Source organism: Halotia branconii CENA392, from assembly GCF_029953635.1.
GTDB lineage: Bacteria > Cyanobacteriota > Cyanobacteriia > Cyanobacteriales > Nostocaceae > Halotia > Halotia branconii.
In genome coordinates, this window is sequence record NZ_CP124543.1 from 6,353,777 (window position 1) to 6,368,725 (window position 14,949).

The window sequence follows — 14,949 nt, forward strand, 5'->3', positions numbered from 1 at the left end:
TTAACATTGCGATACAGTCGCCATAGGACATTGGGAGACTCTAAACGGACGTGGAGGGATGGTAGACTGCGTATGGTAGCACAACCCAGCGAAGCGTCAAGAAATCCTCGCTCATGCACGGACGAGGAGGTATGTCAATAGCACTACCCTTTTTTAGGAAGCTGCTTTCTAGGGGTTTAAACTCCAATTAAAAATCATTGAAGTCGAAGCGGATGGATACTTAATACATAACGGCAGTTTGTCAAAGTATCCTCTGGAAGCCACCGCTTCGACTTCTCTCAAAATTCCAAGTTAAGAATTTTTTTTGAGTTGAGGATTTTCTTGTCAGGAGTGATCATTCTCAGTATTGAGTGCTAATAAATCTTATTGGGAAGATCGCACAAGATATGGAGATGAGATTTGCTCTACTTTGCTACTTTGCGCTAAAGCTTGATAAACCATTGCTGCTACCTCTGCACGGGTAGCTTCTTTATTGGGAGCTAAAGTTTGGGAATCGGGATAGTTAATCACAAGACCATTGGCTGTAGCTGCTGCGATTTTACCGATAGCGTATTGAGGGATATCTTGAGCATCTTTGTAGATACTTAAAACTTGATCTGGAGCAGCTGGTTCTTGAAGATTTAACCCGCTGACAAGAGCGACTAACACTTGCACGCGCGGAATCTTTTGTTCTGGTTTAAAGATGTTATTAGGGTAGCCTTTTAAGAATCCAGTGCTAATAGCTTCGTTAATTGCTGGTATCGCCCAAGATGTTTTTGATACATCTTTGAAAGATAAGGTAGAATTGCTACTTTCTTTGTTAAAGGTTCGTTGGAGTATGGCAGCAAATTCGGCCCGATTAACAGGCTGATTTGGTCGAAAAGAATAATCTGGAAAACCTTTGATCATCCCACGGGAAGATAGAACATCAATAAAACGACTTGCCCAAAAGTCCGTAGGCACATCATTAAATGCGATGGGTGGGGGAATAATTGACTTGTTTCTGGCAGGAGAAACTAAAGGCAGAGGTGATGATTTGATGGACGATTCAAAGTCTGTTGATAGAGGCAGAAGCCTTTGCCTCGGTGTTGATTTGATAGCAGGATCTATATTAATAGGTGGAAATACAAAAGGAGGAATTACCTCATCAGTTGGGGCTGGGGTAGGATTTGGTGCAGTGATATCTGTATCTAAAGGCGATCGCTTGGTGTTTAAATTAGAATTTGGGGTTGGTGTTAACGTCGGGGTGGGGGATGGCGATACAGGAGTGGGTTGAACGTTAGCAGAAGGATTTAAGACAAGTGGGATGATTCGTTTGAAGTTCCAGCTAGCATCTTCACGGGAAAGTGACCAAAATAAAATCCCTCCAATGGCGCTAAAGGCAACCAAAATGCCGATAAATTCATCAAAGCCAAGGGCATTTGTTTGGGATGACTGTGGATCGTCAGGAGGTCTATTTGTCATCGTTATTACCCTGGTAACAATAAAGTTTAGTACTTAAAACCAATTAACCCACAAAATGAATCAAAGATGAAGTATGAAATTTTCATTGAAAGCGGCGAGAAACTCTATCCCTGCATGAGTGGTTAAATTAGTGAACAGTTAACAGTAGACCTCTTGCATAAATATTTTTTTGTTTCGCGCAAAGGCGCAAAGACGCAAAGAAGAACGCGAAAAAACGACTTTTGCAATAAGTCTAGTGAACAGTGATAATCTATACCCTATGCCTTTATGGGTAAAGTTTTTATCTTGCTTAAAGAACTCTTAGTAAGCTAGGAATGCTATCTATCGCTGGCAAATCCCTAATTTCTGCCAAAGCTTGTCTAAAGTCGCCTTCTCGAACGTCGTGGGTGACAACCACAATTTCTGCTAGTTTTTCCTGAAAGCCTGTCTGCACAACTGACTCTAAGCTTACGCCATAGTTGCCAAAACAAGTACCCAATTTACCAATAACTCCGGGTTGGTCTTTGGTGAGAAACCTAGTATAAAACCGAGTCACGAGTTCAGCAATCGGGGCAATTTCGCAGTAATCATCATGGCCACAAGTAAATAGGGGATTGGGGTTAGCTGTACTGGTTTGGAGGGTAGCAGCTAAATTCAAGATATCTGATGATACAGCGCTGGCAGTTGCACCAGCACCTGCACCGGGACCAAAAAACATCACTTGACCGATGGGTTCTCCTTCTACAAGAATGGCGTTATAAACACCGTTAATGCTGGCTAAGGGGTGCGTTTTGGATACTAAAGTCGGATGGACTCTCACAGACAACTGAGAGTTTTTATTGCTTTGGCGTTTGGCGATCGCTAATAGTTTAATCACAAATCCCAATTTTTCGGCATAAGCAATATCTGTCTTGCTAACTTGCCGAATCCCTTCACAATAAACGTCTTCTAAGTGAATCCGCCCACCAAAACCCAGTGACGCGAGGATAGCAATTTTATCTGCTGCGTCTAAGCCATCAACATCAGCTGTCGGATCAGCTTCTGCATAACCTAAGCGTTGGGCATCAGCTAAGACATCATCAAAGTTGCTGCCTTCTGTTTGCATCCGTGTGAGGATGTAGTTAGTTGTTCCGTTAACGATACCAGTAACGGCGTTAATTTGGTTAACACTTAATGATTGCTTTAAAGGTTGAATTACCGGAATACCACCACCGACAGCGGCTTCTAACATCACGTATACACCGGCTTGATTGGCAGCGGTAAAAATTTCTGCCCCAAACCGAGCGATCACAGCTTTATTGGCGGTGACAACGTGTTTACCGTTTTTTAAGGCTTGGAGAATCAGCGATCGCGCTGGTTCTAATCCACCCATTACCTCGACAACTATATCTACCGCCGGATCGTTGACAATTGCTTCTAAATTTGCAGTTAATATTTCTGTTGATAATTCTACTGCACGGGGTTTATCGAGCGATCGTACTCCCACTCGATATATTTCTATTTCTTGTAACAACGGATGACGGCCAATGACATTTTGCAGTAACTGTACTGTTCCCGTTCCTACCGTACCTAATCCCAATATTCCTAACTTTACACCCACAAACTTTGCACCCAATTTTACCAACAACAATAGTAGGGTAGGCACATAGCCCACCCTACTAATTATCCTTTGTCGGTTGTCAGTTTTTAGTTGTTTTTCATTAACCACTGACCACTGACTAATTTAATAGGTTTCTACGTGCCAGCGTCCGGCTTTCTTCAGGTCTTTTTGGTAATCACTCCAGGTTATTCCTTCTTTAGCAGCAGCCTTAGTTAGCGCTTCATCAATGCCACCTTCCATGCCTCGCAAACCGCAAATGTAGGTGTGGGTTTTTTCTTCTTTAATCAACTTCCACAGTTCATCTGCATGTTCTGCTACGCGGTCTTGGATGTACATCCTACCGCCTTGGGGATTTTTTTGTTCCCGGCTGATAGCACCAGTAAGGCGGAAGTTTTCGGGATATTTTTGTTGAATTTCTTCCAGTTCTTCCTTGTACAGAAGATTTGGAGTTGTGGGAACGCCGAAGATCAGCCAAGCAAATCCTTTGAATTGGTATTCTGGGTTTGCTGCTTTTTCTGCATCTTTAAACATCCGCCACAGATAAGCCCGCATCGGCGCAATACCTGTTCCTGTCGCCATCATGATCACTTTTGCATCGGGGTCATCGGGTAACAACATTTCCTTACCCACAGGCCCGGTAATTTTGACTTCATCTCCTGGTTTCAAGAAACACAAATGAGTCGAGCAAACACCGTAAACTGTTTCATTCGTTTCTGGGTGCTTATACTCTAACTGACGGACGCACAGTGATACTGTTTTATCATCCACATCATCGCCGTGACGAGTTGAGGCGATAGAATATAATCTCAGCTTTTCAGGCTTACCGTTTTTATCCAATCCTGGTGGGACAATACCGATACTTTGACCTTCTATGTATTTCAAATCACCACCAGAGATGTCAAACTTGAGGTGCTGAACAATGCCAATCCCACCTTCTTTGACTAACGCTTCGTTAGATATGCACTTACCAACAAACGGAGAATTGGGACGATAAATGTTCACAGGAACGTCAGCGTGAGCACCTTTTTTGGCTTTCGCTTGAGTCATGGTGTTGCCTTTTTTATCCTTATTCTTGAGCTGTTCTTCAGTATTCGCAGGTGTGGCTTTACCATTCCCCTCACTGTTAGCAGTTCCCCTATTTTGATATGGGTCTCTACCATTGAGTTGCTCTAAGGCACTTGCAGGTTGGATACTAACAATTTTGCCGCCTAGGCGAGTGACACGTCGCATTTCTTGATTCATGCGGTTGTAAGGCACTCTGATGAACACACTGCCACTTTTACGAATTGGGTAGTTCGTTTTATCAGTTTCTTCGTTCTGACGCAGACCCACCACTTCGTAAACGAAGATGCGGCTACCTAATTCTGTGTTGGCAGCACCCTCAACAGCACCTTGATTGTACATTCGTTCTACCACTCCGATATTTACTTAACCGTTTCTCAAAAAAAACTATTCTCATCACATGCCAGTTTTAGTTTATCGGATTTTCGTTTACCAAAACTAGCGCTCTGGGAAAGCGGCATAGTCAACTAATGCCTTGCTAGATACACTCGCCAAAGACATGCAGGCAGCAAAAAAACACACCTGTTCATCTTCTAACTTAGAGGATAAGTCTGATGGAGAATGTTAATAATGAGTCAATTTAATCTTTTTTTCGTGAATTATAACTTCCATTAAGCAGCTAGCATTTAACTACCCAAAGAGTAAGATGCAATGAATGATGACATTAGAAGGCAGGTTTGATTTGCAGAAATTCCTGCTTATTTTGCCTTCATCAAGTTGTTACTACGCTTACATTTTTTGCTATTTACACTAAATAATACCAATCAAGAAAGATTTTTTCCAATTGGTTCTACTTTTTTAAGTAGAATTATCTCTTAGTAATGCTTTTGGCTACTCTATTACTCTCGATTATGGTTAATTACCTAACGAGTAGAGGTGTAGCTATAAAACATTAATTATAGAGAGAAATGTAATATAAGCAACTATAATAAGTTTTACTTGATGTGAAACATCTGTCAACCTCTACATTCATTAGATATAAACCTGACATTGAATAAATTTGATTATTTCCCATAAATTACTGTCTAGAAATTTTATTATCCAACTTGATAGTTCACTCTTTAGATAGATTCTGACGTTGAAGGACTAGAGTGCTGCGATCGCTCAAACTAAAATTCCCAATATCAGTAAAATTTTGCGGCCAATAAAGAATACCTTCTAGACTTGATGAATAAAGTCTCAGGCATCGCCACACTAAATTATGGGTAGTGACGACACGGTATTAAAAATCTCCAACTAAATCATTAAAGAGTGTGGGTAAATCACCGGATTCATCCTGACAGCAAATCTTGTTATAGAATACCGCCTTCTGTTAAAATTAAATATATCACTAGGATTAAATACTCACCAATAGCGAATTAAAGCTAGCTCAGACGATTAACAACTATAGACTTCGTTGTAAATTCGTCTAAATATGTCTTAGCGCTACTGGGTAACAAGAACGCAGGATAAAACCGATTGGGTAAGCTCCTGGCTTCAGAATCTGCTGTGTGAAAAATTATTGATTGACACATTTATTATCGTTAGAGGAGATTTATGACAAATAAGCCGGAACGGGTGGTACTAATCGGAGTAGCCGGAGACTCCGGGTGCGGTAAATCTACGTTTTTGCGTCGTTTAATAGATTTGTTTGGTGAAGAATTAATGACAGTTATCTGTTTGGATGACTATCATTGTCTAGATCGCAAACAACGCAAAGAAACTGGGATAACTGCATTAGACCCTAGAGCTAACAATTTTGACCTGATGTATGAGCAAATTAAAGCGCTCAAAGAAGGTCAGACAATTGATAAGCCGATTTATAACCACGAAACCGGCAATATTGATCCACCAGAGAAAGTGGAGCCAAATCATATTGTAGTTGTGGAAGGGCTGCATCCTTTATATGACGAACGAGTGCGATCGCTGATTGATTTCAGCGTTTATTTTGACATTAGTGACGAAGTTAAAATTGCCTGGAAAATTCAGCGGGACATGGCCGAAAGAGGTCATCGCTACGAAGATGTAGTAGCTCAAATCAATTCTCGTAAACCCGATTTTGAGAAGTTTATAGAACCACAAAGAGAATTTGCCGATGTAGTTCTTCAGGTATTACCCACAAACTTAATCAAAAACGATACTGAACGTAAAGTACTGCGGGTACGTATGCTCCAACGAGAAGGTAAAGAAGGCTTTGAGCCAACTTACCTCTTTGATGAAGGGTCAACAATTAACTGGACTCCTTGTGGACGTAAGCTAACCTGTTCATATCCTGGAATGCAAATGTACTATGGTTCAGATGTCTACTATGGTCGCTACGTCTCTGTATTAGAAGTAGATGGTCAATTTGACAATCTAGAAGAAATAATTTACATCGAAACTCATCTCAGCAAGACATCCACCAAATATGAAGGTGAAATGACTCACTTGTTGCTCCAACACCGTGAGTATCCAGGTTCTAACAATGGTACTGGTTTGTTCCAAGTACTTACAGGCTTGAAAATGCGCGCTGCTTATGAGCGTTTAACAACAAAGGAAGCAAAGTTAGCAATTCAAGTTTAAAACAGCAGTGTTTGTGTCAAAGCTTCGGGGATACTTCCGGGTATTCCCTTTTTTATTTGCGCTATGCGGGTCAGTTGTTAGTTGTTAGTGGTCAGTTGTCAGTGACTCAATACCACATATTGAATCTTATTTAGTATTTTTTCAAGAAAATAGGATACTCACTGCTGAATGTGTCAAGATTGTTATGACTTCAGAAATTAGTCACTGAAGTAAATACCGACTATTTTAGTCGGGTATTTAATCAGTGAAAATATTTTTAAAGGAGGAATCCTCTTTGTCTAGTCGCTATTTCTTTACCTCTGAGTCAGTTACCGAAGGCCATCCAGATAAAATCTGCGATCAGATTTCTGATACGATTTTAGATGCCTTATTGACGCAAGATTCCAGTAGTCGTGTTGCTGCTGAAGTTGTAGTTAATACTGGTTTAGTGCTAATTACTGGTGAAATTACTAGTAAAGCTAATGTGAATTATGTTAACCTTGCCCGCAAAAAGATAGCAGAAATCGGCTACAACGATGCGGATAATGGTTTTTCAGCCAACAGCGCTAGCATTCTGTTAGCTTTAGATGAGCAATCACCTGATATTGCCCAAGGCGTTAATATCGCCCAAGAAACCCGCCAACAAGATAGTGATGAACTATTCGACAAAATTGGCGCGGGTGATCAAGGTATCATGTTTGGCTTTGCCTGTAACGAAACATCAGAAATGATGCCCTTGCCCATCTGTCTTGCCCATCGCATTGCTCGTCGATTGGCAGCAGTCCGCAAAACAGGCGAACTTTCATACCTGCGCCCTGATGGCAAAACCCAAGTCACTATAATCTACGAAGACGGTCGTCCCGTAGGTATTGATACTATTCTGATTTCCACCCAGCATACAGCTAATATTGGGGAAATCACTGATGAGGCGGCAGTCCAAGCCAAAATTAAACAAGACCTCTGGTCAGCAGTAGTCGAACCTGTTTTTGGTGATATTGATATTAAGCCTAATCAGCAAACACGTTTTTTGGTTAATCCTACTGGCAAATTTGTCGTTGGAGGCCCTCAAGGAGACTCTGGTCTTACAGGACGGAAAATAATCATTGATACCTACGGTGGTTATTCCCGGCATGGTGGCGGTGCTTTCTCCGGTAAAGACCCCACAAAAGTAGACCGTTCTGCTGCTTATGCTGCTCGCTACGTGGCTAAAAATATTGTTGCTGCCGGGTTAGCAGAAAAATGTGAAGTTCAGTTAAGTTATGCGATTGGCGTAGCCCGACCAGTCAGTATTTATCTGGATACATTCGGTACAGGCACAGTAGACGATGAGATTTTGCTGGCATTAGTTAAAAAGAACTTTGAACTACGTCCAGCAGGGATTATTCATGTTTTCAACTTACGTAACCTACCAAGTGAACGAGGCGGACGTTTTTACCAGGACATCGCGGCTTACGGTCATTTTGGACGGAACGATTTAGATTTGCCGTGGGAGCGTACCGATAAGGCAGAATTGTTGAAACATGAAGTTAATCTGTTACTATCAGCAGCGATCGCCTAACTAAGTCATTAAAATAAAACCTACTGGAAAAACTTCAGTTTGATCAATTCCAGTGGTAGAATGGGCAACTGTCGAAGTTGCCTTTCTTATTATTCAGGACTTACGCACATTTTGCTACTTGATAAATTAACGTTTACAGATTAGTTTTGCATAATTAATATTATGGTAATACTTGAAACATAGGTTTAGTTAAAGTCTACAGCAATTTTATTGAGAATATAAGCAAGTATTAGATACTGAATCAAGGCTTTGAGCTTTAAAATTATTCAATATTTTCTACATATACTGTGATATATAATACATTTAACTTGTGAGCAAATATTTGTTGATGTTAAAAAACTCCTCTACATTACGTATCTTGCCGATTTGTAGATAGAAGACAGTTGCAAATCTGGAGAAAGTCTGAGAAATTAGTGATAAAATCTAACAAGTTTAGTCTGTCTATCAGGAGCAGCTACTTGAATGTCATTAATAGTGGAGAATAGGAAGGCATGACTGTAGATGTTCTATAAAATGAATCGTCGAGGGGTAGATCAAAATTAAAGTGCGGTTTCGCTGAGATCTATAGAATACTGTCCTCAAAACTTCATCCTCAACAACAGTAGTGAAAAAATTAGATTTTTCCTGTCAAAAAGTATTATTACTGAAAGAAGTAATTACTGTTTGCCACTACCAAATGACTATGTAAACATTCATATCAAACCTGCTCAAACTTTATGACTTCATGCAAATTATTTAATGAGCAATGATTTGATATAAAAGAAAATAATTTCGGTGTTATTTACCAATATAAATGACTGTACAAGCGAAACTAATGTGTTGATTTTTGCGGGAGGGCAAGGAGATTTGATGGATGCAAATTCAAAAGCCAATCCCTGTTGACAGCAGTTTAAACAACAAAAAAGTGTCAGCCGAAGAGCCTTTGATAGATGAACTCCCAACCATAGAATTTCCCTCGCGAGGGAAGCTTAAAGCTAGTTCCTGGCGCATACATCAAAAAATTGGCTATGGATATTTTGTGGCAATTGGAATTGGCTTTTTTGGTTCGCTTACTGGTTTAGTAATCGCCAACTACTACCGAGGGCGAGAAATTAGGCAATTTAATCAAGCCCAAGAACAAAGGCAACTACTCAATAATTATAAAGATGCAGTAGTAGGGGCACAATTGTATAGCTCAAACTTAGTTGCTGTCTTAGAAGATGCACAGCAATTGCCATTAAAAAAAGCTCAATTTCTCTATAGTGTTGACAAAGCTAAAAATTTAGATCCAGAAATTACTAAATTTATCAAAAGTAAGCCGAAAACATTAGCAGCAACTAGGACTAATTTACAGTCTTTATTACAAGATTACGGAAGCAATTTAAAATCCTACGTTGATCAAATAGAAGCTGTATTACAAAAAATTGACTCTCAGCAATTGCAGTCCCAAGAAGTTTTACTAGTGCGAGAGCAATTATTAAAAATAATGCGTGGTGAAACAGCCAGACGGCTAGATCAACTCTCACAAGATTTGACCAGAATTTTGCAAACCGCGGAAAGGCAAGAACAGAAAAGGCAAAAAGATTTAGAGCAAGCCAAAGGAGTCGAGAGATTAATTGTCATGGTGAGTATGCTGGTATCAGTAGCGATCGCAGCTGTAATAGCATGGCGTACTAGTCGAGCGATCGCCGAACCAGTAATCACTGTAACTCAAGTAGCTGAACAAGTAGCCAGAAAATCTAATTTCGATTTGCGTGCGCCAGTTACTACTGAAGATGAAATTGGTTTATTAGCTAAATCTCTCAATCGTTTGATTGAGCGTGTATCAGAACGTACTAAAGAACTAGAGCAAGCTAAAGAATTAGCAGAAGCCGCTAGCAGAGCCAAAAGCGAATTTTTGGCCAACGTTAGTCATGAATTACGCACACCACTAAATGCCGTAATTGGCTTAAGCCAACTTCTACAAGATGACGCAACCGATTTAAGCTTATCAGGAGACTTTATTACTGATCTAGAAACAATTAACTCTGCTGGTAGACATTTATTGCAACTGATTAACGACATCCTCGACTTGTCGAAAATCGAAGCCGGAAAAATGACCCTCTATCCAGAGACATTTGAGATTGCCATGCTGATTCATAACCTTGTCCTCACAATCAAGCCAAGTATAGAAAAAAATGGCAACGTTTTAGAAATAGATTGTGATGAGCAACTAGGAACAATGTATGCAGATCAGACTAGGGTGCAACAGGTACTATTAAATCTGCTGAGTAATGCCGCTAAATTTACTACCAACGGCAAGGTGACATTAACAGTCAAGAGCGAAAAAGACAACTTTTTAGAAGATGCTCCTTTTGGCATGATTAGTTTCAACGTCAGCGATACAGGTATTGGCATGTCTCCAACTCAACAGCAACAGTTATTCCAACCCTTCACTCAAGGAGATACCTCGACTACGAAAAAGTATGGTGGTACTGGACTGGGATTAGCAATTAGTCGCCAATTCTGTCAAATGATGGGAGGTGAGATTTTTGTCAACAGTCAGCTAGGAGTTGGGTCTACTTTTACTGTTCACTTGCCACTGACTGTACAAGAATAAGCTATTGGCAAGTGCGATCGCTTAACATAATTCCCCCAGGTATGACACCAGAAATTTAAGTTGCCTAAACTTTCACCGGCTGTAGATTATGGCCAATTCAACCCTCACTATTCCCCAGAGCTTCAAAGTTAGTCAAGAGCAATTTCAAGAACTTGCCCAAGTTAACCGTGATTTAAGGCTTGAAAAAACTGCTTCAGGAGAGTTAATTATTATGCCTCCTACTGGTAGTGATACAGGTAATCGCAACTTGGATATTGAAGGGCAGCTTTGGCTGTGGAATCGTCAAGCCAAGCTAGGTAAGGCATTTAACTCATCGACAGGGTTTCATTTACCTAATGGAGCCAATCGCTCACCTGATGCCGCTTGGATAAAATTAGAGCGATGAGAAACTCTTACACCCCAAGAACAAGAAGGCTTTGCTCCTATTTGTCCTGACTTAGTTGTGGAACTGAAATCACCCTCAGATAACATCGAGACATTACGGGCAAAAATGCGGGAATATATGGAAAATGGAGCTAAGTTGGGATGGTTAATTGACCGAAAAAACCGAAAGGTTGAGGTATACAGACCAAATCAAAATGTAGAAATATTAGACAATCCCACTACTTTGTCAAGAGAAAATGTATTGCCTGGATTTATTTTAGACTTAACAGAGGTTTGGTAGCTCCTCCCCTACGGTATACATACAAGTCTAGGCGTAGCCATATCTTTTAAATCTCTTACTGTGTATCTATCCTGCTTTTAGTATCATTATTTTTACTATTAGCGATACAAGGATTGGGATGTTTCCAACTCAACAATAATTATTATTTCAATCCTGTAGGTTATCGATTAGGACAGTATTTGGGTATCCTTTGTTTAGAAGTAGAGATTTAGGTTAGCCACAAACGGATGAAGACCCTATTTTTAGACATGGAGTGGGGGCAAATTTATGGTTCTTACAGAAGAGATTTCATTCCGATAGAGATTGGTGCAGTTATATCTAGTCTAGAAGATGATGTGCCTGTTCTAGAAAGCAAAAAATTTTGCAATGATATTGATATTGTTATAAGAAAAAATATTATCAATGACATTGGCAAAACGGTTGGGTTCTCAGAAACAGTTGCAAATATCGGAAAAAGAGAATATCAAAAACAATTTGATCACAGTTATCGATTAAAAAAGCCTGATAAAAGAGTAGCAAGAGGCTTATTGATAAGGGTTCTGAATGATCTACGTCAATACATTCACAGCTTATTTCGGAGGTATCATGTTGCTCAAATTGTTTTGTTTGGAGGAAGAGAAGATCTCAATTGGTTAAAAAAAGCGAATGTTAATATATCAAACATAAAAATTGTTGATATACAGTGTGTTATTAGAAAAGAGATACACTATTTATTTTCTCTTGATAAAATTTCTTTAATTATTGCTTTTTACTCTAACAATAAGTTCTTTGGTTCCAACAATTTTCGATATCCACTGCCAGACCGTTACAAATACCTGATCAAGCCGCATAGAGCTATTGGAGATGCGTGCAGAATTTTTGTGGTGTACAAGGAATTTTATTGTGCCAAGTCTGAATTTGTACAACAGTGTAGTAGCTACTTTTATGCCAACCAAACCCATAAGATGATCACTAATACGGTTATCAAGTCATCGAGCGTCATTGCGAATTGACAATTGTTTTGGTCATTGATCTCAATATATTTTTTAGGTTGTGCGCTTTCCCATTAGCAAAAAACTGTTGCTAGAAAACCAAAGAAGCAAAAAGGTTATAGAAGACACTGCTAAAATACCAATTGACTAGCAGCGATCGCACTCCTCACACCTATGACCACAACTACTGACTTTCTCAGTCATCTTAACCCCAGCCAACGTCAAGCCGTCGAACATTATTGCGGCCCGTTGCTAGTTGTTGCTGGCGCAGGTTCTGGTAAAACACGAGCTTTGACTTATCGCATTGCTAATCTGATTCTCAAACACCGTGTTGATCCAGAAAATATCCTGGCGGTTACGTTTACCAACAAAGCCGCACGGGAAATGAAAGAACGGATTCAGAAGCTGTTTGCCGAACAATTGGCCATGAAAGAACACGGTCAACGTTTCGATTTGTTGACAGAATACCAGCAAATGCAACTGCGATCGCAAGTTTACAAAACTACCATCAAAAATTTGTGGTGTGGTACTTTCCACAGTCTTTTTTCTCGCATCCTCCGCTTTGATATTGAAAAATACGTAGACGAAAAAGGGCGAAAATGGAATCGTAATTTTTCCATCTTTGACGAATCAGATGTGCAAACTGTAATTAAAGATATTGTCAACAAACAATTAAATTTAGACGATAAAAAATTTGATGCTCGTTCTGTACGTTACGCCATCAGCAACGCTAAAAACCAAGGCTTTTCCCCTCAAGAATTTGAGCGCGAACAACCTAATTATCGCGGACGGGTAATTTCCCAAGTCTACAGTTGCTATCAGGATAGGTTAGCAGAAAATAATGCTCTCGACTTTGATGATTTAATTCTTATCCCTACTCGACTTTTCCAGCAAAACGAACAGGTACTAGGCTACTGGCATCGCAAGTTTTGCCATATCCTCGTTGATGAATACCAAGATACTAACCGGACTCAGTACGATTTGATTCGTTTGTTAGTCACAAATGGCGAAGAAAGCAAAAGTGAGTGGGAATGGCGTAATCGCTCAGTTTTTGTCGTTGGTGACGCAGATCAATCTATCTACAGCTTTCGTATGGCAGACTTTACCATCTTGCTGGAATTTCAGAATGATTTTGGTGATGGTTTGCCAGATGCAGATACTCGTTCGATGGTGAAGCTAGAAGAAAATTATCGTTCCTGTGAAAACATTCTCCAAGCAGCCAACGAACTGATCGAAAATAATACCCAAAGAATTGATAAAATTCTCAAACCTACACGGGGAGCAGGAGAGCAAATTTATTGTCACAAAGCCGACAATGAATTAGAAGAAGCTGATTTTGTCATTAATCAAATTCAGACTTTAGAAAATCAAAATCCTGAGGTGAATTGGGGCAATTTTGCCATCCTTTATCGTACTAACGCCCAATCTCGCCCCTTTGAAGAATTATTGGTGAGGAATCGCATTCCTTACACAGTTGTAGGAGGAATGAAGTTTTACGATCGCAAAGAAATTAAAGATGTTATTGCTTATTTAAGAGCCATAAATAACCCATCTGATACTGTTAGTTTATTACGAGTAATTAATACTCCCCGGCGCGGAATTGGCAAAACCACTATTGATGCTTTGGTAAATGCTTCTCAGCAATTAGGGACAACTTTGTGGGAAATACTTAGTGATGAGACATCAGTTAATACATTAGCTGGACGAGCAACAAAAGCTGTGAATAACTTTGCTGCCATGATTAGCCGCTGGCAAGAACAAGTCGCCACACTTCCTGTAACTGAGGTTTTGCAAGGAATCTTAGAAGATTCTGGTTACGTCCAAGATTTGATGAATCAAGGCACAGATGAAGCTACAGATAGAGTACAAAACGTCCAGGAACTTTATAACGCCGCCTTGCAATTTCAAGAAGAAAACGAAGAGATTTCCTTACGAGATTTTCTTAGTAGTGCCGCCCTGAGTTCTGATTTAGATAACTTAAAAGAAGGACAAACCGCAGTCTCTTTAATGACTTTGCACTCTTCTAAAGGTTTGGAATTTCCCGTAGTATTTTTGGTAGGTTTAGAACAAGGGCTATTTCCTGGCTACCGTTCGCTGAGTGATCCTGCATCTTTAGAAGAAGAACGCCGCCTGTGTTATGTAGGAATTACTCGCGCCCAAGAACGTTTATATTTATCCTTTGCCCGTGAACGCCGTTTGTATGGTTCTCGTGAACCTGCCATGCGATCGCAATTTCTAGATGAATTGCCTGAAGAATTATTAGCTACGCAACGCAAAAGTTATCAAACTTATACTAAAAGCGCTTCAGCAACTCGTGGACAGCAACAGACAAAACAAAATTGGCAAGTAGGCGATCGTGTATTACATAAAACATTTGGCATTGGTGAAATAACTCATGTTTTTGGAGAAGGTAATAAAGTTTCTGTAGCGATTAAATTCTCCAACCTAGGGCAAAAAATCATCGACCCCAGAGTAGCACAGTTACAAAAAGTAGATTAAGAGAACTCTAAAAAATGATTGACTTTATTGACTAACATTCTAATTTTTTTTATAAGTAGCCCTCAAAATCATATT

The 14,949-nt window shown here is 39.9% G+C and carries 8 protein-coding genes and 1 pseudogene; 6 read left to right on the forward strand and 3 right to left on the reverse strand.

The window, feature by feature from the left end; all coding sequences use genetic code 11:
- Window positions 1-363 precede the first annotated feature (363 nt).
- The 3 genes from QI031_RS27830 to cpcD/petH form a co-directional block, all read right to left on the reverse strand.
- A complete protein-coding gene (locus QI031_RS27830) occupies window positions 364-1,443 on the reverse strand; it encodes an S-layer homology domain-containing protein (protein ID WP_281482799.1) in 1,080 nt (359 codons plus the stop codon).
- Between the two features lie 289 nt (window positions 1,444-1,732).
- Window positions 1,733-3,022 (reverse strand): homoserine dehydrogenase, encoded by a 1,290-nt coding sequence (locus QI031_RS27835; RefSeq protein WP_281486142.1) that lies wholly within the window; start codon window positions 3,020-3,022, stop codon window positions 1,733-1,735.
- 123 nt (window positions 3,023-3,145) lie between these two features.
- Window positions 3,146-4,426: a bifunctional rod-capping linker CpcD/ferredoxin--NADP reductase PetH gene (cpcD/petH, locus tag QI031_RS27840; protein WP_281482800.1), complete on the reverse strand. Its 1,281-nt coding sequence runs from the start codon at window positions 4,424-4,426 to the stop codon at window positions 3,146-3,148.
- 1,194 nt (window positions 4,427-5,620) lie between these two features.
- Here cpcD/petH and QI031_RS27845 point away from each other — a divergent pair.
- The 6 genes and pseudogenes from QI031_RS27845 to pcrA all read left to right on the forward strand — a co-directional run bounded on the left by QI031_RS27845 (window position 5,621) and on the right by pcrA (window position 14,874).
- Window positions 5,621-6,625, forward strand: a complete 1,005-nt coding sequence (locus tag QI031_RS27845; protein WP_281482801.1) for a phosphoribulokinase — start codon at window positions 5,621-5,623, stop codon at window positions 6,623-6,625.
- A 274-nt stretch (window positions 6,626-6,899) separates the two neighbouring features.
- Entirely contained in the window at window positions 6,900-8,162 is a 1,263-nt protein-coding gene (gene metK, locus QI031_RS27850) for a methionine adenosyltransferase (protein WP_281482802.1), read from the forward strand.
- A gap of 853 nt (window positions 8,163-9,015) precedes the next feature.
- On the forward strand, window positions 9,016-10,740 hold the full coding sequence (locus QI031_RS27855; RefSeq protein WP_281482803.1) for a sensor histidine kinase: 1,725 nt from the start codon (window positions 9,016-9,018) through the stop codon (window positions 10,738-10,740).
- Window positions 10,741-10,800: 60 nt separating this feature from the next.
- Window positions 10,801-11,404 (forward strand): annotated as a pseudogene (locus tag QI031_RS27860) (Uma2 family endonuclease).
- A gap of 227 nt (window positions 11,405-11,631) precedes the next feature.
- Window positions 11,632-12,396, forward strand: a complete 765-nt coding sequence (locus tag QI031_RS27865; RefSeq protein WP_281482804.1) for a hypothetical protein — start codon at window positions 11,632-11,634, stop codon at window positions 12,394-12,396.
- 153 nt (window positions 12,397-12,549) lie between these two features.
- Window positions 12,550-14,874 (forward strand): DNA helicase PcrA, encoded by a 2,325-nt coding sequence (gene pcrA, locus QI031_RS27870; protein ID WP_281482805.1) that lies wholly within the window; start codon window positions 12,550-12,552, stop codon window positions 14,872-14,874.
- Window positions 14,875-14,949: the final 75 nt, after the last annotated feature.